This window comes from Deltaproteobacteria bacterium, from assembly GCA_020848745.1.
Taxonomy (GTDB): Bacteria; Desulfobacterota; Binatia; order UTPRO1; family UTPRO1; genus UTPRO1.
On record JADLHM010000153.1, the window covers coordinates 1 to 23,065 of the forward strand.

General features: G+C 71.8%; 25 protein-coding genes. 12 read left to right on the plus strand and 13 right to left on the minus strand.

Annotation, left to right across the window (positions count from 1 at the left end; genetic code table 11):
* Both IT293_21960 and IT293_21965 read left to right on the plus strand, forming a co-directional pair.
* A partial coding sequence (locus IT293_21960) for a response regulator (GenBank protein MCC6767323.1) occupies positions 1 to 1,067 on the plus strand: 1,067 nt, incomplete at its 5' end.
* Between the two features lie 19 nt (positions 1,068 to 1,086).
* Positions 1,087 to 1,524: a response regulator gene (locus tag IT293_21965; protein MCC6767324.1), complete on the plus strand. Its 438-nt coding sequence runs from the start codon at positions 1,087 to 1,089 to the stop codon at positions 1,522 to 1,524.
* Positions 1,525 to 1,596: 72 nt separating this feature from the next.
* On the opposite strand, the gene IT293_21970 is transcribed toward IT293_21965, so the two are convergent.
* Together IT293_21970 and IT293_21975 are read right to left on the minus strand one after the other, a co-directional pair.
* Positions 1,597 to 3,423, minus strand: coding sequence for a hypothetical protein (locus IT293_21970; protein ID MCC6767325.1), 1,827 nt, complete (start codon positions 3,421 to 3,423; stop codon positions 1,597 to 1,599).
* Between the two features lie 92 nt (positions 3,424 to 3,515).
* The gene (locus IT293_21975) at positions 3,516 to 4,445 is read right to left on the minus strand and encodes an NAD(P)H-binding protein (protein MCC6767326.1); all 930 of its coding nucleotides are present in this window, start codon (positions 4,443 to 4,445) and stop codon (positions 3,516 to 3,518) included.
* A gap of 51 nt (positions 4,446 to 4,496) precedes the next feature.
* On the opposite strand from IT293_21975, the gene IT293_21980 reads away from it, so the two are divergent.
* Positions 4,497 to 5,270 (plus strand): glucose 1-dehydrogenase, encoded by a 774-nt coding sequence (locus IT293_21980; protein ID MCC6767327.1) that lies wholly within the window; start codon positions 4,497 to 4,499, stop codon positions 5,268 to 5,270.
* Between the two features lie 33 nt (positions 5,271 to 5,303).
* Here the strand turns inward: IT293_21980 and IT293_21985 are convergent, their stop codons facing one another.
* Positions 5,304 to 5,927 carry a CoA pyrophosphatase gene (locus tag IT293_21985; protein ID MCC6767328.1) on the minus strand — a complete coding sequence of 208 codons (624 nt, stop codon included), beginning with the start codon at positions 5,925 to 5,927 and terminating at the stop codon, positions 5,304 to 5,306.
* A 178-nt stretch (positions 5,928 to 6,105) separates the two neighbouring features.
* On the opposite strand from IT293_21985, the gene IT293_21990 reads away from it, so the two are divergent.
* Genes IT293_21990 through IT293_22010 form a run of 5 tightly spaced genes read left to right on the plus strand, consistent with a single transcriptional unit; the run spans position 6,106 to position 9,590 of the window.
* Positions 6,106 to 7,005 carry an alpha/beta fold hydrolase gene (locus IT293_21990; GenBank protein MCC6767329.1) on the plus strand — a complete coding sequence of 300 codons (900 nt, stop codon included), beginning with the start codon at positions 6,106 to 6,108 and terminating at the stop codon, positions 7,003 to 7,005.
* 28 nt (positions 7,006 to 7,033) lie between these two features.
* A complete protein-coding gene (locus IT293_21995) occupies positions 7,034 to 7,348 on the plus strand; it encodes a hypothetical protein (protein MCC6767330.1) in 315 nt (104 codons plus the stop codon).
* 36 nt (positions 7,349 to 7,384) lie between these two features.
* Entirely contained in the window at positions 7,385 to 8,197 is an 813-nt protein-coding gene (locus IT293_22000) for an enoyl-CoA hydratase/isomerase family protein (GenBank protein MCC6767331.1), read from the plus strand.
* A 13-nt stretch (positions 8,198 to 8,210) separates the two neighbouring features.
* Positions 8,211 to 8,969, plus strand: a complete 759-nt coding sequence (locus tag IT293_22005) for an SDR family oxidoreductase (protein MCC6767332.1) — start codon at positions 8,211 to 8,213, stop codon at positions 8,967 to 8,969.
* Between the two features lie 18 nt (positions 8,970 to 8,987).
* A complete protein-coding gene (locus tag IT293_22010) occupies positions 8,988 to 9,590 on the plus strand; it encodes a Uma2 family endonuclease (protein ID MCC6767333.1) in 603 nt (200 codons plus the stop codon).
* Here IT293_22010 and IT293_22015 read toward each other — a convergent pair.
* Positions 9,566 to 9,808, minus strand: coding sequence for a hypothetical protein (locus IT293_22015; GenBank protein MCC6767334.1), 243 nt, complete (start codon positions 9,806 to 9,808; stop codon positions 9,566 to 9,568). The genes IT293_22010 and IT293_22015 overlap by 25 nt on opposite strands.
* 121 nt (positions 9,809 to 9,929) lie before the next feature.
* On the opposite strand from IT293_22015, the gene IT293_22020 reads away from it, so the two are divergent.
* Both IT293_22020 and IT293_22025 read left to right on the plus strand, forming a co-directional pair.
* Positions 9,930 to 10,979 carry a DUF3616 domain-containing protein gene (locus IT293_22020; GenBank protein MCC6767335.1) on the plus strand — a complete coding sequence of 350 codons (1,050 nt, stop codon included), beginning with the start codon at positions 9,930 to 9,932 and terminating at the stop codon, positions 10,977 to 10,979.
* A gap of 83 nt (positions 10,980 to 11,062) precedes the next feature.
* On the plus strand, positions 11,063 to 12,490 hold the full coding sequence (locus IT293_22025) for a LamG domain-containing protein (GenBank protein ID MCC6767336.1): 1,428 nt from the start codon (positions 11,063 to 11,065) through the stop codon (positions 12,488 to 12,490).
* A 13-nt stretch (positions 12,491 to 12,503) separates the two neighbouring features.
* On the opposite strand, the gene IT293_22030 is transcribed toward IT293_22025, so the two are convergent.
* Positions 12,504 to 14,276, minus strand: a complete 1,773-nt coding sequence (locus tag IT293_22030) for a hypothetical protein (GenBank protein MCC6767337.1) — start codon at positions 14,274 to 14,276, stop codon at positions 12,504 to 12,506.
* Positions 14,277 to 14,463: 187 nt separating this feature from the next.
* Here IT293_22030 and IT293_22035 point away from each other — a divergent pair, with 187 nt between their 5' ends.
* Entirely contained in the window at positions 14,464 to 15,480 is a 1,017-nt protein-coding gene (locus IT293_22035; GenBank protein MCC6767338.1) for an NAD-dependent epimerase, read from the plus strand.
* On the opposite strand, the gene IT293_22040 is transcribed toward IT293_22035, so the two are convergent.
* A complete protein-coding gene (locus tag IT293_22040; GenBank protein MCC6767339.1) occupies positions 15,481 to 16,281 on the minus strand; it encodes a hypothetical protein in 801 nt (266 codons plus the stop codon).
* Between the two features lie 65 nt (positions 16,282 to 16,346).
* Complete coding sequence (locus tag IT293_22045) at positions 16,347 to 17,651, minus strand: acetyl-CoA hydrolase/transferase family protein (protein MCC6767340.1); 1,305 nt, start codon at positions 17,649 to 17,651, stop codon at positions 16,347 to 16,349.
* A 426-nt stretch (positions 17,652 to 18,077) separates the two neighbouring features.
* Here IT293_22045 and IT293_22050 point away from each other — a divergent pair, with 426 nt between their 5' ends.
* Complete coding sequence (locus IT293_22050) at positions 18,078 to 18,266, plus strand: hypothetical protein (protein MCC6767341.1); 189 nt, start codon at positions 18,078 to 18,080, stop codon at positions 18,264 to 18,266.
* A 45-nt stretch (positions 18,267 to 18,311) separates the two neighbouring features.
* On the opposite strand, the gene IT293_22055 is transcribed toward IT293_22050, so the two are convergent.
* From IT293_22055 to IT293_22080, 6 genes are all read right to left on the minus strand, one after another.
* Positions 18,312 to 18,731 (minus strand): cupin domain-containing protein, encoded by a 420-nt coding sequence (locus IT293_22055; protein ID MCC6767342.1) that lies wholly within the window; start codon positions 18,729 to 18,731, stop codon positions 18,312 to 18,314.
* Positions 18,732 to 18,775: 44 nt separating this feature from the next.
* Positions 18,776 to 19,462, minus strand: coding sequence for an aquaporin Z (gene aqpZ, locus IT293_22060; GenBank protein MCC6767343.1), 687 nt, complete (start codon positions 19,460 to 19,462; stop codon positions 18,776 to 18,778).
* Positions 19,463 to 19,559: 97 nt separating this feature from the next.
* Positions 19,560 to 19,892, minus strand: coding sequence for a hypothetical protein (locus IT293_22065; protein ID MCC6767344.1), 333 nt, complete (start codon positions 19,890 to 19,892; stop codon positions 19,560 to 19,562).
* 9 nt (positions 19,893 to 19,901) lie between these two features.
* The gene (locus IT293_22070) at positions 19,902 to 20,882 is read right to left on the minus strand and encodes an SDR family NAD(P)-dependent oxidoreductase (GenBank protein ID MCC6767345.1); all 981 of its coding nucleotides are present in this window, start codon (positions 20,880 to 20,882) and stop codon (positions 19,902 to 19,904) included.
* A gap of 204 nt (positions 20,883 to 21,086) precedes the next feature.
* Entirely contained in the window at positions 21,087 to 21,803 is a 717-nt protein-coding gene (locus IT293_22075; protein ID MCC6767346.1) for a 16S rRNA (uracil(1498)-N(3))-methyltransferase, read from the minus strand.
* Between the two features lie 114 nt (positions 21,804 to 21,917).
* Positions 21,918 to 22,316 carry a hypothetical protein gene (locus IT293_22080; GenBank protein MCC6767347.1) on the minus strand — a complete coding sequence of 133 codons (399 nt, stop codon included), beginning with the start codon at positions 22,314 to 22,316 and terminating at the stop codon, positions 21,918 to 21,920.
* Positions 22,317 to 23,065: the final 749 nt, after the last annotated feature.

Consider the following 23,065-nt stretch of genomic DNA (forward strand, 5'->3'; position numbering starts at 1 on the left):
TGCTGACCTCGGCCGGCGAGCAGGGCGAGTCGGCGCGCTGCCGCGAGCTCGGCGTCGCGGGCTACCTGATGAAGCCGGTCGCCGCGTCGGACCTCCGCCGCGTGATCGAGACGGTCGTGAAGCAGCTCGCGCCGGACGCGCTCGGCGCCGCCGAGGCGCCCGCGCCTCCCGTCGATGCCGCCGCCGCGGCCGAAGTCCCGGCGAACGTCGGGCCCACGGCCGACGCCGCGCCTGCGCCGGAAGGCGGCGCGCCCGCGCCGGCCGACCCCGCCGTGTTCGCGTGCCCGCGCCGACGCTTCCTCCTCGCCGAGGACAACCCCGTGAACCGCACGATCGGGAGCCGCATGCTCGCCAAGCACGGCCACGAGGTCGTCTGCGCGGAGAACGGCCAGCTGGCCGTCGAGATCAGCATACACGAGCGCTTCGACGTGATCCTCATGGACGTCGAGATGCCGATCATGAACGGCTTCGAGGCGACCGCCGCGATCCGCGAGCGCGAGCGCGCGAGCGGCGCCCGCCGCATTCCGATCATCGCACTCACCGCGCACGTCATGCAGGGCGACCGCGAGCGTTGCCTCGCCGCCGACATGGACGACTACGCCACAAAGCCGATCCAACCGACCGAGCTCTTCGCCACCGTCGAGGCTCTCCTCGACGCCAACCCCCCGGAGGCCCCGATGACAGCGACCACGACGTCCGACGCTCCCGTCCTCGACCGCACCGCGCTCTACGAGCAGGTCGGCGACGAGGCCGATCTCCTGTTGAAGGTGATCGAGATGTTCCGCACCGACAGCGTCCAGGTGCTGCGGCGCCTGGACGCGGCGCTCGCGGCGCGGGACGCCTCCGAGGTGCAGCAGGCGGCCCATCGCGTGAAGGGCGCGCTCCTCACCCTCGGCGCCAAGGCGGCCGGAAGCGTCGCGATGCAGCTCGAGCACATGGGCCGGGACGGCGACGTGAGCGGCGGCGCGCCGCTGCTCGTTCAGCTCCGCGTCGAGCTCGGGCGTCTCGATCCCGAGCTCGACGCCGTCGTGAACGGCCTCGAGATCCGCACCGCCGCGAACCTCTGAGTCGCGCCACGCCTCCGACATGACTCCGGACGACACCGCCACCCCCTGCCGCATCCTCGTCGTCGAAGACAACGCGGTGAACCGCACCGTCGCGACGCGTCTCCTCGAGAAGCGCGGCCACGTCGTGATCGCCGTCGAGAACGGCGCGCTCGCCGTCGACCTCACGGCGCGCGAACGCTTCGACGTCGTGTTGATGGACATCCAGATGCCGGTCATGGACGGGCTCACCGCAACCGCGAGGATCCGCGAGCGGGAGCACGGGACGGGCGAGCACCAGCCGATCGTCGCCGTGACCGCGCACGCGCTCGACGAGGACCGCCAGCGCTGCATCGCGGCCGGCATGGACGACTATCTGCCGAAACCGATCCGTTCCGGAGACTTGTTCGAGAAGGTCGCGCGCTTCGCACCTTCGGCGCCGGAGCGGGCGGCCGCCGCGCCCGTCGTCGCCGCCATGTGACGAGGGCCGAGGCCGCACGCGGCGACCTCGGCCCTCGACTGTCTCATTCCGGCGTCTCGCGACGCCCGCGGCTCACGGACAGGTGATGATGACGTCCGGACCGGATTGCGAGAACGGCGGCGTCGGCAACGTACCGGGCTGCGGATCGCCCGGCAGGAGGGTGGCGCAGGCCGCCGCCGGGCTGCACTCGACGTTGGTCCACGCCAGCGTGCGGTCGCGCATCGCGTTGACCCAGTCGACGATCAGCGGCACGCCGCCGCTGGTGTCGGTGTAGACCTTGTTGCTGCCGTACATGGTGTGCCGCGAGCCGGTGCCGATGTAGTAGCGGTAGTTGTTCGGCGCGGCGGCGGCCGTCGCGATCGCCTGCGTTCGCATGATGCTGTTCCACGCGCAGCTCGCGTTCCACCAGCTCGGCCAGTTGAGGATGACGAGCGGGTGCAAGTTCAACATCACGTTGTAGAAGCCGGTCTGGCCGCCCGCGCCGCCGTCGTAGGAGCTCGAATAGTGCCCCCACGCGCTGTTCGGATAGTAGTCGGCGACCGCCTTCGTGTAGGCCGGGATGCCCGTCCCGTCCGTGATCGCTTCCACCACGCCCGGGATGTTGCTCGGCAGATGGGCCATGAAGTTCCACTGGTTGAACTCGTTCTGCAGGAAGCTCGGCGTGATGATGCCGTTGCCGCCGTCGCCGAGCACCGAGAACTTGGAATCCGGCCACACCTCGTGGTGCAGCGGAGCGTTGAAGAACGCGCCGTAGGAACCCGCGCTCGAGCCCGTCACGAAGATCTCCTCGGGAGCGACGAAGTGCTCGCGCGCCCACTTCTCCGCCGTGCGCGCGTTGTGCCAACCCTTGTGGCGAGTCGGCGTACCGCCGTAGCTCGGCAGGCTGTCGCCGAAGTGGATGTCGCCCGTGCAGTACGGCACGAAGACGATGTTCCAGTCCTTGAACGGGTTGTTCGGGTTGTTGAGGTCGCCGAAGCCGACCTGGTTGTTGTCGGGGTTGTCCCAGCTCAACGGGTCCACTTCGGTGTCGAAGGTTCCGACGAAAACGCAGGTGTTGTAGTCCCAGCACGCGCCGCCGCCCTGGTAGTACATGACGAGCTTGTTCACCGAGCCACGCTTCACGAAATAGTGGTACGGGGTGCCGAACGCGCAGATCGGGTGCAGCTGGCTGCCCTCGTAGCTCTGGCCCGGATACTCCGCCGGAGAGACGATCGTGAACTGGGTGTCGTCGACGTTCGGCGAGACGATGATGTTGGTGGTGACGTCGGCCGCGAGAGCGTCGACGGCGGTGTCGATCGACGACAGCGTCGCGGTCGTCGGGCAGCTGCCGGTGGGCGGAAGCTGCTTGTTCACCGCGTCGGCGAGCTTGGTCTCGGCCTTGCTGTTGCCGGCATCACGCTTGGTCTTGCCGCCCGCGAGCTTGTTGATGTAGCCGGCCTCGTTCTTGAGCACGGCCGCGCACGCGCTGCCGGCTGCCTTCAAGAGAGCGGAGGCGCACTTGGCGTCGTCCTTGTCGGTGAGGTTCAGCCCGCCGGTGACGTCGCTGAAGACCGCGGCGACGGCGTTGTCGATGAGCGTCTGCATCGACGCGGTCGCGAGGGTCATGTCGACGCAGTCGACTTCTTTCGCGGCGGCCTTGCCCTCGGCCTTCGTCCAGGCGTTCCCCATCTTGGTGGTCGCCTTGCCAAGCGCGGCGTCGCGGGTCGCCATGTCGTTGCCGCCGCCACCGGCGAACTTCGCCCACGCGCCGAAGGCGGCCTTGCACTTGCTGCTCGCCGATTTCAGCTTGTCGGCGGCGCACTTGTTGCCCGGGTACGTGCCGGCATCGGCGGGCACGGTGAGCGCCGGGGCGGCGATCGCGAACGCGACGAACGCGCACAGCAGAACTCTCGAACGCATAGGGGGAGCCTCCTCCTCGACTGGGGTTGATGGGGACGTGCGACTTGTTACGGCAACTTTCATCGGACGCTAGTCGCAGCCGGGAGGTCAGGTCAAGCCGTTTTCGCGGCTTTCAGCGCGTCGGCGACCGCGCGCCAGCCCTGGCGAACGCTCGGATGGCGCGGCGTCCAGGCCGCGACGGCCTTGAACATGGTGTTGTTGACGCGCTGCGATCGCGAGAGCAGGTCGACGGGCCGCCCGAGGAGCAGCCGGGCGAGCGGCAGGGGGAGGCGGCGGGCGGGCTTGAATCCGAAGGCGTCGGTGAGCGCGCCCATCCAGTCGCGCATCCGCAGCGGCTCGTCGTCGACGACGTTGTAGATCCCGGCCGGGACGGCGAGCGCGGCGACGGTCGCTGCCGCCGCGTCGTCGACGTGGATCGAGGACACGTAGTGGTCGCCCGTCCCGATGATCGGGAAGAGCCGGCGGCGCGCGAGCGCGACGACCGCGAGGGTCGACGGCGCCTCGGCCGCGTAGAAGCCGCCGAACCGCAGCACGATCCCCTGCCCCCGGCGCGCGGTGAAACGAGAGGTTTCGCGCTCGGCGTCGCGCGCCGAGGCGAGCGGCTGCGGGGCGTCGATCGGCGCCGTCTCGAAGATCTGTTGGTCGCCGAGGTCCTGGTAGAGGAACGTGATCGACTCCTGCACGTAGACCTTCGCATCCGCCGCGAGCGCCGCGGAGACGAGGATGCTCGACCCCTGGCTGCGGAGCCGGTCGTTGTCGCGCCACGCCGCGAGGTTCCGCATGCGCGCAGGCGGCGGGATGCGGGTCGCGAGGTGGAGCACGGCCTCCGAGCCCGCGACGGCAGCCGTCATGGCCTGGAGGTCGAAGAGGTCGGCGACCACCGGCTCGGCTCCGAGCCCCCGCAGAATCGCCCCGCGCTCCGGCGTCCGCGCGAGCGCACGCACCTCGTGCCCCGCCGCCACCAGGAGCCGCACGGTCGGCCGCCCGAGCGTGCCGGTCCCGCCGGCGACGAAGACGCGCATGGAGCGTTGGGTCTACCAACGACCCGGAAAGCAGGCTAGTAGCTCGGGCCCATGCAGAATCTGTTCTCGATCGAGGGCAAAGTCGCGCTCGTGACCGGCGGATCGCGCGGCATCGGGGCGATGATCGCGCGCGGCTTCGTCGAGGCCGGCGCCAAGGTCTACATCTCGGCGCGCAAGGAAGCCGAGTGCGCCACGACCGCCGCGGCGCTCTCCGAGAAGGGCACCTGCATCGCGGTCCCGGCCGACCTCTCGACCGAGGCCGGCTGCAAGGCGCTCGCCGACGCGATCGCGGCGCGCGAGAGCAAGCTCGACGTCCTCGTGAACAACGCCGGCGCCAACTGGGGCGCGCCGCTCGCGGAGTTCCCCGACTCCGGCTGGGACAAGGTCCTCGCGCTCAACGTGAAGGGCCCGTTCCACATGACGAAGATGCTGCTGCCGCTCCTCGAGAAGGCCGGCAGCGCCGCGGATCCCGCGCGCGTGATCAATATCGGCTCGATCGACGGGCTCAAGGTCCCCTTCCTCGAGACCTATTCCTACTCGGCGAGCAAGGCGGCCGTACACCACATGACGCGCGTCCTCGCCGTCCAGCTCGCGCCGAAGCACATCACCGTGAACGCCGTCGCCCCCGGGCCCTTCGAGAGCAAGATGATGGCGGCCACGCTCGACCGTTTCAAAGACGCGATCATCGCGGCCTGCCCGCTCGGCCGGATCGGCGAGCCGGAGGACATGGCCGGAGTCGCGATCTACCTCGCCTCGCGGGCCGGCGCCTACGTGACCGGCGTCGTCATCCCCGTCGATGGCGGCATCACCGTCCGGCCGTCCTGAGGCCGCGCGGGGCGCAACGTGACCCGCGCGGGCTCAGCGCCACGCGAACACCGGCTGCTCGAAGTGGTCGACCCGCGTCGCCCGGCCGTGCATGCCGACCTCGCGGAGCTGGTAGACGATCGCGGCGGTCGGCGCGTGTACGTGGGTCCCGACCATGGCGATCGAGATGACGGGCCGCTCGCTCTCGGGGATCGCGCGCAGGTGCGGCACGTCGGGATGCTCGAGCACGCCGAGCGGCACCCGGTGCACCGCGCTCACCTCGCGCGGATCGGGCGCCAACGTCTCGCTCTCCTCGGCCCACACGACGACGGGCGTGATGACGTACCCCGAGCGGGTCGGGTAGTCGTCGAGGCAGCCGAGCACCTGACCCGGCGCGGCCGCGAGGCCGACCTCCTCGGCGAGCTCGCGGAGCGCCGCCGCCGTCGCCGTCTCGCCGGGCTCGACGCGGCCGCCGGGAAGCGCCCATTGTCCGGCGTGCGACGAGAGCCGCGGGGCGCGCCGCGTGAGCAGGAAGCACGGCGCGCGGTCGTGGTCCGCGACGAGCGTCACCGCGACCGCGGCGTGGCGCCGGCCGTCGAGCGGCACGGCGAGGCGGTCGTGGCGCGCGAGGTGCGCGTGGATGCGGGAGGCGAGGTCGGCGCCGAACGCGGGGAGCATCGACGAGCGCCCTAGCGCACAACGCCCGCGGAGGTCGAACCCATGAAGGCCATGTGCATCCATCAAACGGGCGGTCCCGAGGCGATGCAACTCGACGATCTCCGGCGCTGAGCGTCGCACCGAGCGCTGCTCGCACCCCTTGCTTGACCAGTCGCCGCCGGCACGCAACAACGCCCGTATGCCGCGTGCCCGCCTCGCGAACGGGATCGAGCTCGCCTACGACGCCTTCGGCGACCCGACGAGCCCCCCGCTCGTCCTGATCATGGGGCTCGGCGCGCAGATGATCCTCTGGGAGGAGGATTTCTGCGCCGAGCTCGCCGCCGCCGGCTTCCACGTCGTCCGCTTCGACAACCGCGACGTCGGCCTGTCGACCCAGCTCGACGATCTCGGGGTGCCGAACGTCTTCGAGGCGATGCAGGCGGCATTCGCCGGGAAACCCGTCCAGGCGCCGTACCGCCTCGAAGACATGGCCGACGACACCGTGGCGCTCATGGACGTCCTCGGGATCGCGCGCGCCCACGTGGTCGGCGCGTCGATGGGCGGCATGATCGCGCAGACCATCGCGATCCGGCACCCCGACCGTCTCCTCAGCATGACCTCGATCATGTCGACGACCGGCGACATCACGCTGCCGCCGGCGACGCCGGAGGCGATGCGCGTCCTGCTGACGCCGCCGCCGGCGGACCGCGCGGGCAACGTCGCGCGCGCGCTCGAGGCGTGGAAGGTGATCGGCAGCCCGAAGTTCCCGCTCGACGAAGACCGCATGCGGGCGCTCTTCGAGCGCGCCTTCGACCGCGGCTACCATCCCGCGGGCGTGGCGCGGCAGATGGCCGCGATCATGGCGTCGGGCGACCGCACGGCGGCGCTCCGCTCGGTGCGGGTGCCGTCGCTCGTGATCCACGGCGACGCCGATCCGCTCGTGCGGGTCGAGGGCGGACGCGCCACCGCGGCGGCGATCCCGGGGGCGGAGCTCGTGATCGTCGAGGGCATGGGCCACGATCTCCCACCGGGCGTCTGGCGCGAGATCATCGACGCCGTCGGCGAGCTCGCCGAGCGCGCCCGCGCCCGCCGCGGCTGAGCCGCGCGGCGGCGCGACGCCACCCGCGATGCCGATCGAGCGCGGCTGCGACCTCTGCGAAGCGGCGCGGCTCACGCGCTGGTACTTCGAAGACGACGTCTGCTGGGTCGCCGACTGCGAGATCTGCGCGGTGCCGATGGTCGTCTGGCGCCGGCACGGCATCGACCCGCCGCCCGACGAGCTGGCGCACATGGCGGCGGCGCTCGGACGCGCCGCCGCCGGGCTCTTCGCGACCTGGGTGATCGACGGCCACCGCCGCAACATCCCCGACCATTGGCACGCGCACGCGCGTCCGAGCGGCCGGGCGGCGCTCGCGTGGTGGGCGCGCCGCCTGCGCTCGTGATTGACGGTCACCCTCGCGCCGAGTGAGAACCGCGGCATGAGCGCACTCACGACCGTCGACATCAGCCGCCCGCGCGAGCACGTCGCGCTCGTGACGCTCGATCGGCCCGCGGCCCTGAACGCCATGAACGCCGACCTGATCCGCGACCTGCACGCGGCGCTCGCGTCGCTCCGCGACGACCGTGGCTGCCGCGTGATCGTGCTGACGGGCGCGGGCCGCGCGTTCTGCGCCGGCCTCGACTTGAAGGAAGGCGCCACGCCGCCCGCGGCCGCCGGGCTCGGACGCGTGCAGTCGGGCCTCGTCGTGCAGCAGGCGATTGCCGGGCTGGTGCCGCTCATGCGCGGCATGCGCCAGCCGATCATCGCCGCCGTGAACGGCGCCGCGTCGGGCGGGGGACTGGCGCTCGCGCTGGCGAGCGACGTCCGCATCGCCGCCGCGTCGGCGCGCTTCAACGTGGCATTCGTGCGGATCGGGCTCTCGGGGTGCGACATCGGCGTCTCGTGGCTGCTGCCGCGGCTCATCGGCGCGTCGCGCGCCTACGAGCTCATGCTGACCGGCCGCTTCCTGCCGGCCGAGGAGGCGAAGACGATGGGCCTCGTGCTCGACGTCGTACCCGACGGCACGGTCGTCGACGCCGCGCTCGCGGAGGCGGACCTCATCGCCCGGAACAGCCCCTTCGGCGTGCAGATGACGAAGGAGGTCATGTGGAGCCAGCTCGAGATCGGCTCGCTCGCGGCCGGCATCGAGCTCGAGAACCGCACCCAGCTCCTCGCGAGCCACACCGGCGACATGATGGAGGCGGTCGCCGCCTTCCTCGCCAAACGGCCGCCGCAGTTCAACGACGAGTGAACGGGAGACTCCGATGAACCTGAACGGACGCATCGCCCTCGTGAGCGGCGGGAGCCGCGGCATCGGCCGCGCCATCGCCCTCGGCCTCGCCGCCGACGGCGCCGACGTCGCGATCAACTATCGCCACGATGAGGAGGCCGCGCGCGCCACCGTCGCCGCGATCGAGGCGCTCGGCCGCCGCGCCCGCGCTTACGCCGCCGACGTCGGCGACTGGGAGCAGTGCGCGGCGATGGCCGGGAGCGCCCTCGGCGACTTCGGCCGCTTCGACGTCCTGATCTGCAATGCCGGCGTCGCGTCGCGCGGCCAGACCGTCGTCGACACCGACCCGCGCGAACCGGACAAGCTCTGGAGGACGCACGTCTACGGCGCGTGGGCGCTCGCGAAGCTCGTCGTGCCCGGCATGCGGCAGGCGCCGCGCGGCGACGTCGTCATGATCTCGTCCGCCGCGACCCGGTACATGGCGCCGAACAGCGCGCCCTACACCATGGCGAAGGCCGCGCTCGAGGCGCTCGCCGTGACGCTCGCGAAGGAGGAGCGCCACCACGGCATCCACGTGAACGTCGTGGCGCCGGGCCTCGTCGACACCGACATGGGCCGCCGCCTCGTCAAGGGCGCCATGGGCGTCTCCGACATCCGTTCGATGGACGCCAGCAGCGCCTTCGGCCACGTGTGCACGCCGGAGGAGATCGCCGACGCCGTCCGCTTCCTCGTCTCGGAGCGCGCCGGCTACGTCACCGGCCAGCGCCTCGGCGTCGACGGCGGCCCGTTCTAGGTCCAGGTACGCGTAGCCATGTCGCCGCGCGAGCCCGAGGAGTACGGTCCGTCCATGAGCCAGCCGCAGCGCCACTACACGCTCGACGACTATTTCGCCGTCGAGGAGATGTCGCCCGTGAAGCACGAGTACTTCCAGGGTGAGATCTTCGCGATGGCGGGGGCCTCGTTCGATCACAATCGCATCGCCTCGAACGTCGTGGCCGTTCTGCATACGGCCTTGCGCGACACCGGTTGCGGCGCTTTTGGCAGCGATCTCCGCATCGCGACCGAGGGCGAGCTCTACACGTATCCCGACGTGTCCGTGATCTGCGGCGCGCCGGTGCTCGTGCCCGACCGCCCCGACACCGTGCGCAATCCGGTGCTGCTGGTCGAGGTGCTCTCGGACGCCACCCGGGACTACGATCGGGGCAAGAAGCTCGACGCCTACCGGCTGATCCCGTCACTCCGCGAGGTACTGCTGGTCGAGCAGACGAGGGTGCACGTCGACGTCTGGCGGCGGCGAGACGACGCGTCGTGGACGTCGTTCACGGCGACGGACCGCGACGCCACGTTGGCGCTCACCGCCGTACCGGTCGCGCTGCCGCTCCGTGAAGTCTATCGCGACGTCGTCGCGCGCTGAAGGCGCGCCATCCCATCGACGCCGGGACCCTGCGCGAGCGGAAACGCGGGCAGCAGCCGATCGGCGCTCTTGCCGGCGAGGATGATCTTCGTCTTCCCGGGCGCGAGACCCTGCTTCAGGATCACGCTCGTATCGGTGTTCCGGAAGGTCGTGGCGAACTGGACTTCCCAGCAGGCACCGCCACCGTTCGCGAGAGGCGCGCGAACGGTGGGATACATGACCGGGAGTGCCGGAGCTGGCAAGGTGTTTTCGCCGTCCGACGAGGCGAAACCCTCGGCGTTTCCTCGGGTGGGCGGCCCCGATTGTCGGCGCACGTCGGACGTGTCAAAGCGCTCGACCATGTCCCGCACGCCGCTCGTCATGGTCGCCCTCGCGACCTCGCTCGTCGCGGGGCTCCCCGCCGCGATCCCGGCCGCCGACCTTTCGGGCCTCGCCCCAACCCCGCTCCGCGCCGATCCCGACCGCCTCTGCGAAGCCTCCGCCGTCGTCGCCGGACGCGACGGCGCGGCCTGGGTCGTCGACCGCGCGATCGACGACACGCTCTTCGGGTTCTCCGTGAAGGCCGGCGCGCTCGTCGCCGTGAAGGAGCGGAACCTGAGCCTCTCCGCGATTCCGGCGCCGATGCGCCCCCACGACGTCGAGGCGGCGGCGATCGTCATCCGCTCGCTCGTGCTGGTCGGTTCGCATGCGCGGGGCGCGAGTTGCGAGGTCCGACCGGAACGCGAGCGCATCCTCGTCGCGGAGCTCGACCAGTCCGGCCCGGCCCTGCGGGAGCCGCGCGCGATCGACGATGCGCCGCTCATGGCGAGCCTGTGGGGCGCCGACGAGCGGACGTGCCTCGAGAGTCTGTTCACGCCGACCGGGCGGGCGATCGACGCGAGCCGCGCGCTCTGCCGTACGCTCGTGGCCGCCGAGCGCGCGGCGTCGAAGGACGCGTGCGGGACGCTCGCGATCGCGGGCGCGGCCGTCGTGGTGCAGGGCGCGCGCGAGCGCCTGTGGCTCGGGCTCCGCGCGCCGCTCGTCGACGGCAAGGCCGCACTCATCCGCATGGCGAATCTCGACGCGCTCCGCTTCGACATGGCCGCGCTCGTCGACCTCGGCGGCAGCGGCATCCGCGAGCTCGCCGGGCACGGCCGATCGCTCTTCGCGGTCGCCGGACCCGCGGTCGACGGGTCCGACCCCTTCGCGCTCTACGCCGTCACGCCGCGTTCCGACGAGACCTTCGACGCGCGCCGCCTGCGCGGCGACCTCATCCCCTCATCGGGCGGCCTGCTCCCGGCCGACGCCGGCCTCGTCGCGATCGTCGACGGCGCGGCCGGAAAGGACGGCGGGCCGTGCCGCGTACCGGCGCGGCAGTACCCGCTGAAAGACGCAAACGTGGCGCAATGAAACCGCGTCGCCGGCGGACGCCATGCGCGGCAGCGGCGCGATCACGGCTCGTGAGCGCGCGCAGCGCATGCTATGGCCTGATCATGCCGATCCGCTTCCACTTCGCGCTCGGCGTGATCTTCGCGTTGCTTCTCGTCGCGTCCCCCGGGGAGGCGACCGCCGCCGCGCTCTCGCTCCGCTTCCACGGTCACGGCGTCGGCGGAATCGACCGCGTGCGCATCCCCATCGACGCGCCGGCGCGTCCGATCGACGTAGGCGGCGACTTCACGCTCGAGTGGTGGATGCGAGCGGCTCCCGCCGACAATACGAGCGGCGCCTGCGCGCCGGGATCCGACAACTGGATCACCGGCAACGTCCTCGCCGACCGTGACGTCTATTTCGATGGCGACCATGGCGACTTCGGCGTCTCGCTGCACGGCGGCGTGATCGCGTTCGGGGCGCACAACGGGACGGCGGGCGCCGGCATCTGCGGCGCGACGACCGTCGCCGACAACGCGTGGCACCACGTCGCCGTGACGCGGACGGCCGCAACCGGGGCGCTCACGGTCTGGGTCGATGGCGCGCTCGACGCGAGCGGCGCCGGGCCGACCGGCGACCTGAGCTATCGCGACGGACGGAGCACGAGCTTCCCGAACGATCCGTATCTCGTGCTCGGCGCCGAGAAGCACGACGCGGGCTCCAACTATCCTTCCTACGACGGATTTCTCGACGAGCTGCGCGTGTCGACGATCGTCCGTTACGCGAGCGCGTTCACGCCGCCGTCGACGCCCTTCGCGACCGACGCATCGACCGTCGGTCTCTTCCATTTCGACGAGGGACCCGCGGGACCGTGCACCGGCGCGGTGCTCGACGATTCGGGCGCGGCGGGCGGGCCGAGCAGCGGCGCGTGCGTCTATGGCGGGAGCGCGCCCGCCGGCCCCGAGTACTCGGCGATCGTCCCGTTCGGGGCGGGCCCAACGCCGACGCCCGCGCCGACGCCTTCCTGCGCCGCCGCGCCGCTCGCCGGCTGCCGGACGCCGGCCGCGCCCGCGAAGGCCTTCGTCCAGATCCGCGACCGTACCCCCGACGACAAGGACGCGCTCGCGTGGAAGTGGATGCGGGGCGCCGTTACGACCCTCGCCGACTTCGGGAATCCCCTCGCCGGCACCGACTACCGGCTCTGCCTGTACGACGGCGGCGGCCGGATCGCGGCGGCGGTGATCCCCGGCGGCGGCACCTGCGGCACGAAGCCGTGCTGGAAGGCGACGTCGACCTCGTTCCGCTACACCACCAAGAGCGCGACGCCGGGCGGCATCGAAAGCGTGACCCTCAAGCAAGGGCTCGTCGCCGGCAAAGCGCAGATCCTCGTACGCGGCCGCGGCACTCTCCTCGACACGCCCGCGCCCGACTCCATCGTCTCCCCGCTCCGCGTGCAGCTCGTGAACGATCTCGGAACCTGCTGGGAAGCGACCTACTCGTTTCCTCCCGCGCTGAAGCTCGTGCCCGCCGAACTCAAGGATCGCGCCGACTGATCGGGAACCCGCGCTACGCGACCTCCGTCCATCCGGCGCGGCGCCACCCTTCGAGGCAGCGCTCGGCCAGCTCCGTCGAGTTGGCGCGTCGGAAGCCCTCGACGGTGAACTGCGGCGCGAGCCGCCGCATCTTCTCGAGCGCCGCGAGCGCGTCGGCGGAGCGCCCGAGCCACCCGTAGGACGCCGCGAGCACGCGATAGATGTGGGCCTGGTCGGCGCGGAGGCGGAGGCTCTCCTCGTCGCGTGCGGCGGCGTCCGCGTAGCGTCCCGCCATGAGGTGCGCGACCGCGAGCCGGTGGACGAGGAAGTGCATCTGCGGATCGCGCGGCGAGAGGCGGATCGCCTTGCTCGCGATCCGCACCGACTCGTCCGGATGCGACACCGAAAGCGCGCCCGCGAGGCCCTCGTAGGCGAAGGTGAAGCTCGGGTTCAGCTCGAGCGCGCGCTCGAACGCCGGGATCTCGCGCGTGGAATCGCCGACGAGACCGCAGGCGTAACCGAGCGCGGTGTGCGCCCACGGGTCGTCTTCGTCGAGCGCAAGGCCCTCCTCGGCGAGGCGGAGCGCCTGCGCGGCGTCTTCGGCGGGGCGCTCGTCCCAGAGATAGGTCACCAGCACGATGTGCGCGATCGCTTCCAGCGCCACCGCCGTCGAGAAGCTCGGGTCGAGCTCGCGCGCCCGCTGGCAGAGCCGCAACCCCTCGCGCACCTCGTCCGCTGAGCGGAACCCGAACACGAGCCAACGCGCGCGCTGCACCGACTCCCACGCGTCGAGCTGCGGAGCGGGCTTCCGCTGCGCGCGCTGCCGCTCGACGCGCGCCAGCACGGGCTCGATGGCGCCGACGACGAGCGCGACCACGTCGTCCTGGAGTGCCGGTACGTCGCCCCGCTCGCGCTCGTACCGTTCGGACGAGAGCTGTACGCCCTGGGCGGCGTCGATGAGCTGTACGGCGACGCGCACGCGGTCGGCGGACCGCTGCACGCTGCCCTCGACGACGTAGCGCGCGCCGAGGTCACGGCCCACCTGACGGGCGTCGACGCGCTTGCCCTGGTACGTGAACGTCGAGCTCCGCGAAATCACCGGGAAGAGCCGAAACGCGGAAAGACGCGCGATCAGGTCCTCGACGATGCCGTCGGCGAGGACCGCGTGCGCGTCGTCGGACCCGCGGGGCTCGAACGGTAGCACGGCGATCGCCGGCCGGCCGCCGAACCCGGGCACCGTGGTCGCGCTTTCGATCGGTGTCTCGCCGTCGCGGAGCGGCCGCAGGCGATACACGCGCACCGACACGGGGATGTTCTTGAGCGCCGGTGTGCCGAGATCCTCGAGCGCGGCTTCGATCTTGCCGCGCACCTGGTCGACGATCGCCGCCGACGCGCAGATGCCGCCCGGCTCGGCGAGCGCCTCGAGGCGTGCGGCGATGTTGATGCCGTCCCCGAAGACGTCGTCCGCCGCGACCACGATGTCGCCGAGGTGGAGCCCGATCCGGAACGGCAGCCGCGCCTCGGCGGGCAGCACCTCCTCCTGGCGCGCGATCTCGCGCTGCACGGCGATCGCGCACGCCGCCGCGTCGATGGCGCTCGGGAGCTCGGCAAGGAGATTGTCGCCGACCGCGTTCACGACCCGGCCACGGTGCTCGCGTACGAAGCCGGCGAGCGTCTCGCGGTGCGCGCGCATCGCCGCAACCGTCGCCGCCTCGTCCGCGGCCATGCGGCGACTGTAGCCGACGGCGTCGGCGCTCAGGATCGCGGCGAGCCGACGGTGCGGTTTCGGCGGTTCCGGAGAGGTCATCGCGTCCCCTGGAGCGGAACGACCCTACGCAACGATCCACGCCCCGGCAAGGCGGGGTCGGACGGATTCACACGCCATCGCTTCGCTGCCATCCGCGCGCCGTGATGGCCGACGCCGCGCGACCGCGGCCCGGATACCGCTCCGCAAGCGAATTGCCTGCTTGCGCGGCGGCCCTGCACCCTTCACCATGCGCGCTATGCGCTTTCTCGTCACCGGCGCCGCCGGGTTCATCGGGTCGCACGTGGCCCACAAGCTGCTCGACCGCGGCGACGAGGTGGTCGGGCTCGACAACGTCAACGACTACTACGACCCGAAGCTCAAGGAGGCGCGGCTCGCGCGCCTCACCTCCCGCAAGGGCTTCACCTTCGTGAAGCTCGACCTCGCGAACCGCCAGGGCATGGAGGAGCTCTTCGCGAAGTACCGCTTTCCGCGCGTCATCCACCTCGCGGCGCAGGCCGGCGTCCGCTACTCGATCACGCACCCGTACGCGTACATCGAGGCCAACATCATCGGCTTCCAGCACATCCTGGAAGGCTGCCGCCACAACGGCTGCGAGCACCTGACCTACGCGAGCACGAGCTCGGTCTACGGCGCCAACACCGCGATGCCGTTCTCCGTGCACCACCACGTGAACCACCCGCTGACACTCTACGCGGCGACGAAGAAGGCGAACGAGCTCTTCGCCCACACCTATTCCAACCTCTTCGCGCTGCCGACCACCGGTCTTCGCTTCTTCACCGTCTACGGCCCGTGGGGCCGTCCCGACATGGCGCTCTTTCTCTTCGCCAAGAACATCCTCGCCGGGAAGCCGATCGACGTCTTCAACCACGGCAAGCACACCCGCGACTTCACCTACGTCGACGACATCACGGAGGGCGTCGTGCGGGCCGCCGACCAGCCGACCGTGCGTGACGCCAACTGGCGGAGCGACGAGCCGGATCCGGCGACCAGCTCGGCGCCGTGGCGCGTCTTCAACATCGGGAACGGCAAGCCGGTCGAGCTGCTGCGCTACATCGAGGTGCTCGAGCGGGAGCTCGGCAAGAAGGCCGAGATGAACCTGCTGCCTCTCCAGCCCGGCGACGTACCCGACACGAGCGCCGACGTGCAGGCGCTGGTCGACGCGGTCGGCTACCGCCCGGATACGCCGGTCGAGGTCGGCGTGAAGCGCTTCGTCGAGTGGTACCGGTCGTACTACCGGGTCTGATCAACCGCCGGGAAAGAGCCGCGCGGCGAAACAGATCTCGGAGGGCTTCCGCCGTCCGACGATGCGGACGCCGACGGAGCGACTGCGGGTCCCGACCGTCTGGCGCACGAATTTCGCGCCCTTCGGCAGCTTCACGGACCAGCAGACGAGGAGGTCGCCGCGCGTCTCCGCGCCCGGCGTTCCGCCGTCGACGTCCGCCGGGAAGCAGACCTTCGTCGGCTTCCGCACGCGGAACGCCTGGCCGCCGGGGAACCCCTCGTCGCGGACCGTGATCGGCGCGGGCTCGGAGATCCTCGGCGCGCCCTTCGGCGCCGCGGCCGCGTAGCACTTGAACCGGTTCACCTCGACGGCGCTCCTGGTCGGATCGTCGTTGAAGTCCGCGGGCACGTTGGTCCCCGGCTGGACGGGGGTCACGTCGAGGACGGCGGCGAGCGCGCCGAGCTCGAGCTGCCGCGTGCCGAAGCGATCGCTCACGCCGACCGTGAACGGAACGAACTTCGGCGCGGTCTTCTCCTTCTTGATGGTGATCCCGACGAGGTGAATCGTGTCGTGCGACACGGCTTCGCCGTCGAGGCTCGCGGGATTGCAGAGCGCCGCGAGCCGCCGCATCACGAAGCTCGCGTCGCCGAAGCGGTCGCGCACCTCGACGGGCGCACCGCTGATCGGCGTGAGCTTCTTGTTCTTCGCCGAACCCGCCAGGTAGCAGAGGAACGAGTCCGGCGGATTCTCGGCGGCGCGCGCCGGCGCGGCGACGGCCGCGAGCAGGACGCACGACGCGACGACCCGGAGCGCAGGAGACATCCCACGACACTACCCAACCGGCGCGCGGCTGCCAACGCCGTAACGCGACCCCGCGCACACGGCCGTCAGAGGTAGCCGAGCCGCTTCGCCTCGGCCGTGAGCTCGTCGCGAAACTTCGGGTGGGCGAGACCGATCAGCGCGCGGGCGCGATCGGCCGTGCTCTTGCCCTTGAGGCAGGCGGCCCCGTGCTCCGACACGACCCAGTGCACCTCCGTGCGCGGCGTCGTGACGACCGCGCCCGGCCGGAGCATCGGCACGACGCGCGACACCTCGCCCTTCTTCGCGGTCGAGTAGAAGGCGATGATCGACTTCCCGCCCCGCGATTCGAAGGCGCCGCGCGCGAAGTCGTGCTGGCCGCCGGTGCCGCTCCACTGCGTCGGACCCATCGACTCGGAGCAGCACTGGCCGGTCAGGTCGATCTCGATCGTCGAGTTCACCGAGACGAGGCCGTCGTTGCGGGCGATGTTCGGCGGGTGGTTGGTGTACGAAACGGGATGCGACTCGACGGCGGGGTTGTCGTCGAGGAACTCGTACATGCGGCGCGAGCCGGCGGCGAAGGCGAACACGGCCTTTCCCGCGTGAAGCGTCTTGCGCCGGCCGGTCGCGACGCCGGCCTCGATGAGGTCGACCATCGGATCGACGAACATCTCGGTGTGGATGCCGAGATCCCGGTGGCTCATGAGGGAGCGCGCGACGGCGCTCGGCACGCCACCGATGCCGAGCTGGAGCGTAGCGCCGTCCGGGATCATCTCGGCGATGATGCGGCCCATGGCGGCATCCTCCGGACGCACGGCGGGAGCCGGAAGCTCGATGAGCGGCGCCGAGTGCTCGACGACCGCGTCGACCTCGGAGACGTGAACCCAGGTGTCGCCGTGCACCCGCGGCATGTGGTCGTTCACCTGTGCGAGGACGAGAGCGGCGCTGTCGACCGCGGCGCGCGCGCTGTCGACGCCGACGCCGAGGCTCATGTAGCCGTGGCGATCGACGCGCGAGACGTGGATCAGCGCGACGTCGATCTTCAGGAACTCGCGGTAGATGCGCGGCACCTGGTGGAAGTAGGCCGGCGCCGCGACCGCCTCGCCCGCCGCGATGGCGGCGCGGTCGGCGCCGCTCGCGAAGATCGAGCGCCAGTGGATCACCCCGCGGAGATCGGGCGCGAGCGTCGATCCGGCCGACGCCGCGAGCGGCAGGAGCGAGGTCATCTCGAGGCGGGTGAGACCGCCGGCCCGGGCGCGCGCCGCGATCGCCGTGAGCAGCGCCGGGGGTTCCCCGACCGCGTTTCCCTGCACCACGAAGGCGCCGTCAGGGATCCTCGCCGCCGCGTCGGCGGCGCTGCTGAGCTTGGCGCGATACTGGTCGGCAGCCGTCATGCGGGCCTCGGTGCGCGCGCATCGTGCCTGCGTCTGCCGGCGGCCGTCAATGCGAGACACGAGCGAGACGCGATCCCGTGGAAGGGGGGAGTCGATCAAGGCTGAATTCCCTACGAAAACTCAACATTGCCCCAATTTGGCGCATGAAAGTTCAGCTAGATAGCCCCTGTTCCCTAGGGAATTTGCCCGGTCTTTCGCTCATCGCCTAGGGAAATTTCCCTTGACCTGCGCAAGCAGCCTGGCGTATCGCTCGCCATAGCGATCCGGAGAACCGCGGGGCACCGAGACGCCCCGCCGCAACCTTGGGAGGGCGCCATGATGTGCCGTGTCATCGCCCCAGTGGCCGGTTGGTTCCGCCGCGAGGCGGCCTCGCCTTCTCCGGATCGCTGCCCCCCGGCGCCGCCGTCGCTCCCCCGACGCCTCCGGATGGCGCGGCGCCGCGCGCTCCGCTGGTTCAGCGCACCGATCGCCATCAGCGAGCGCGCGCGCCGCGCCCACGAGGTCGCCCCGAGCCTCTGGGCGTACGGCTTCGACCCGTGGCCGGGAATCGGCCGCGTCGAAGCGATGCGCCCGACGCGGCGCGGACGCCGCGTGTCCCTGATCCGCGCGAGCTGAGACGGCGCGTACGCCCGGGCGGGCGCGGCAGCTCGGGCCCGGAACCTATCGGTGTGGACTGGGCGTCGTCGCAGTCGGACCGAGACCCGACTCCTGGTAGACGACCGGGTCCTCCTTGGCGGCGATCCAGTGCGGGACGCCGGCGGGCGCGACGTACACCGCACCCGCCGGGACGGCGACGAGCCGCGCATCGTCGACGGTCTCGCCGAACCCGACCCACAGTGTCCCGGAGAGCACCGTCGTGTTGCGCGCGTCGGAATGGACGTGCGGCGGGATGCGGGCTCCGGAATCGAGGCGCACCCGGAAGAGATACGGGCCCGCCGCGCGCTCGCTGCCCACCACCCACGCGCCCCGGACGGCGGGATTCCCCGGCGGGCTCGCCCAGGAAAGCGCCTCGGGAAGGATCGGCACGGGTGCCGACGGAGTGTCCGCCGCATGCGCGGACGCACACGCCGCGAGCACCAGGCACGCCGCGAGCACGAGAGTCCGCGCGAGAGATCCCACCGCCCCTACTCGTCGGTCGCGAGCACGCGGTAGGCGATCGCCCCCGCGACGGCGCCGAAGAACGGCGCCACCCAGAACAGCCAGAGCTGCGCGGTCGCCCACCCTCCGACGAAGACCGCGACGCCCGTCGAACGTGCGGGGTTCACCGAGGTGTTGGTCACCGGGATGCTGATCAGATGGATCAACGTGAGCATGAGGCCGATCGGGATCGGCGCGAAGCCGGCCGGCGCGCCTTTCGCCGTGGCGGCCAGGATGACGAAGATGAACATCGCCGTCATCACGGTCTCGGTGAGGGCCGCCGCGCCGAGCGAGTACCCGCCCGGCGAGTGCTCGCCGTAGCCGTTCGCCGCGAAGCCCGCCGCGACGTCGAAGCCCGCCTTGCCGCTGGCGATCACATAGAGCACGCCGGCCGCGGCGATCGCCCCGAGCACTTGCGCAATCACGTACGGAGGGACGTTGCTCACGGGGAAGCGGCCCCCCGCCGCGAGGCCGACCGTGACCGCCGGATTCAGGTGACAGCCGGAGATCGGACCGACCGCGTACGCCATCGTGAGGAGGGTGAGGCCGAAGGCCAGCGCCACGCCGAGCAGGCCGATGCCCACCTCCGGAAACTTGGCGGCGAGCACCGCGCTCCCGCATCCGCCCAAGACCAGCCAGAACGTGCCGACGAACTCCGCACCGTAGCTCCTCATGAGAGCCTCCTTTCGTCGAGGGATCGGTTGCGCTCGTACTCCTTCCGCTCGGGGCCGCGCAAGCGCGTCCCCTGCGAAGCGGAGCGCCGCCAGGGCGTCACCACACCGTGTAGACCATGACGAACGCGGCCGCCGTCATGAGCGTCAGCCCGACCAGGAAGACCCCGTCGATGATCCGCACGAGGACGCGCGCCGAACGCGAAGGCTGGAGCCGCAGCGCCGCGAATATGCCGTACGTACAGAGGAGGAAGATGAGCGCGCACACCGCGAAGAGGTCGTCGATGACGGTCGTCGCGACCGCGTCCGCCGGGCCGAGCGAGTGCATGACCGCGACGACCGTGACCGCGAGGCCGGCGAGCGTCCCCGACACGGAGAGCAGGTGCAGCAGCTCCTCGCGCACCCAGAGCTCCGATCGCCCGTTGCGCGCCATCCGGACTTCTCAGCGTACGAGCGGCGACTCGCCGGGCGCGAGCCGCGCGAAGCGTACGCTCGCATCCCAGAGCGCGGCCGCCCGCGTCTGATCGTACGAGGCATCCGACGACGGCGCCTCGCCCCAGCGCGCGTGCGCCGGGAAGTACTTCCCCGAGATGCGCACGAGCGACGGATCGACCACGAGCCGCGCGAGCGCCTCGCCGGCCGTGTCGGCAGTGTTGATCGACGGCGTGAAGCGCGTGGCGACCCGCGCCAGCGCCGGGAGCACGCGGAGCCAGATCCACCGGAGCGCGGGCGGATACTCGCGCGCGAGCCCCGAGCCCGGCACCAGGCCGGGCTCGTAGGCGTTCACCGAGATCGGACGCTCCTTCGAGGTGAGGCCGGCGGCCGCGAGGCGCCGGGTCAGCTCGTACGCGAACCAGAGATTGCAGAGCTTGCTGTTGACGTAGGCGAGGCGCGGCTCGAAGACGTCGGGCCGCGGCCCCCCGGTCTGCGCGAGCACGTCGAAGTGGCCGACGTCCGGCTTCGGCATGCCCGTCCGCCGCTTCGGGTCGTGCACGCCCGAGGCGACGATCATGACACGAGCCGGCGCGTGCGCCGCGAGCCGCCGCAACAGCAGGTTCACCAGCAGGAAGTGCCCGAGGTGGTTCACGGCGAAGGTGCGCTCGTACCCGTCGGCGGAGCGGATCACCTGCTTGCCGCTCGTCTGCAGGCCGGCGTTGCAGACGATCGCGTGGATCGGCAGGTCGCGTTCCTCCACCTCCCGCGCGAACGTGCGCACGGCGGCGCAGGAGCCGAGATCGAGGCCCATCTCGCCGATCTCGGCGTTGCCCGTCTCGTCGCGGATGCGCGCGGCCGCGGCCGCCGACGCGCCGCGGTCGCGGCTCGCGATCACCACCGCCTGCCCGTCGCGCGCGAGCCGCCGCACGCACTCGTAGCCGATGCCGGAGTTGCCGCCGGTCACGAGGATCATTCCGCGCCGGGTCACGAGCCGCGATCGCTCCCGGAGCGGAGCCGCTCGTCGGCGAGGTCGGCGTCGCGGATCTCGATCGGCATGGCGTCGGCGGGACGAATGGCTCAGCGGCTCCGGAAACGATCTAGCCGCCGCGACGGATCATCACAACGACGGGCGTCGAACGCGAGCGTCGCGACGAACAGCCGCGCCAGCACGAGCTTGGCCGCCAGGCTCACGTCAGCAGAGCCGCCCGACGAGCGCCGGGATCGCCTGCTCGACGCGCAGCACGCGCGGCCCGAGCGACACGGGCTCGAAGCCCTGGCGCGCGAGCGCGCCGATCTCGTAGTCGGTGAATCCTCCCTCGGGGCCGATCGCCAGGGTGACCGGCGCCGCCGGATCACGCGGACAGGACGCGGCGGCCGGCGGGTGCGCGACGAGGCCCCGCGTCCCGGCGGCGAGCGCCGGCAGCTCGTCCTCCACGAAGGGCTTGAAGCGGCGGTGCAGCGTGACCGTCGGGAGGATCGTGTCGCCGGCCTGCTCGAGGCCGAGCACGAGCTCCGCCTGGACGGCATCCGCGGCGAGCAGCGGGCTCTCCCAGTAGCTCTTCTCGACCCGCCAGGCGGCGACGAGACAGAGCCGCTTCACGCCGAGCGTCGCGGCCGCCTGGAGCACCCGCCGGACGACCTTCGGGCGCGGGAGCCCGAGAACGAGCGCGAGCGGCAACGGCGGCGGCGGGTCGCGGTCGAGCGTGACGGCGAGTTCGAGGCCGGCGTCGTCGAGCCGCGCGACGGTCGCGGCGCCGAGCCGCCCGCCGAGCACCCCGACGCGCAGCACGGTGCCGACCGCGGCGCGGTGTACGGCCTGCACGTGCGCGACACGGCGATCCGCCGCGAGCCGCACGATCCCGTCGCGCGCCGCCGCGAGCTCGCCGGGTGCCAGGAGGAGCGTGTTCATCGTGGCTGCTGGAGATGAGGCAGGTCCGCGCCGCCTACGCGGCGTCGCCGGGCCCCGCCGCGAGCGGGCCGGCGCTGTCGGAGCGGATCGCGGCGCGCACGCGGCCGAGCGCGGTCACCGTCGCCGGCTCGCGAGCCGGCGCGGCGGCGGCGGCGGTGGCAACGGCATCGCCGCCGAAGTGAGCGCGTCGAGCGCGTCGCAGTCGAGCCACACCCAGTAGCAGCGCACGCAAGCGAGGACACGCGGGCTCACGACGCTCGCGACCTCGGTGAAGCGGTGCAGGCAGGCCGGGCAACGAAGCGGCGACGAGCGTCCATGGTGCAGTGCCGTCTGCCAGAGGTGGTTCACTAAGGGACGCGGCGCGAACCGCCGCAGGATCGGCAGCGTCACGGCGCCGCCGCGGCACGCACGACAGACCCAGACCAACCCCTCGCGCCCCGCGCCACGCTCGAGGGCATCGCCGCAGAGCGGGCACGGCAGCGCGTCGAGGCGGGTGATGGCGGTGGCGCGCATTCCCCGTGGTCGTAATCCCGCCGCGGCGCCGCGACAAGCGTAGGGCCCCGGCCCGCCTCGATCGCGATCCGGTGCGCCGAGCGGGAAGTTCACCCGGTACGGGTGCGCCTCGTCGTGCCCCGTGGCTCGCGCTACGGGGCACGCAGCTACCGTCTCCCGGTCATCGAGTGCCGCCGCGTGCGCGTGGCGGTCGTGCGCGCGGCGCTCGTGCGCGCGGCAGTCGTGCGCGCGGCGCTCGTGAGCGCGGCGCTCGTGAGCGTGGCGCTCGTGCGCGTGGACGCGCGGGGGGCGGCGTGCCCGCGTCGTGCAGCGCACGCCGCAACGACTGCGCCAGGCGGCGGACCGCATAGCCCTCGAAATCCTCGACCGGATCGAGGTCGGAGGAAAAGACCTCGAGGATGCTGTCGAGATACTCGAGGGCCAGTCGCCGGCGCGCGACGGAGCCGCGCCCCCGAACGGAGGCGAGCTCGTCGTCGAGGTAGAACGCGCCCGTCACCAGATTCCGCCAACGATCGTCACGCATCACGGCGGGAGTGATAGAGAACTTCCGCGATCTTGTCGCGCCCGGCGCGCGCTCACGGTTCGGGCCTCCGGTCCGGCGCGCCCGGCGGCGAGGCTCTACACGTCGAGCTCGTCCACCTTCGGCGCCCGCTCCATGATGAACTCGAACCGCGGCGCCACGTCCTTGCCCATCAGCGTCTGGATCGCCTCTTCGGTGGCGGCCGCGTCGCCGATCGCGACCCGCAGCA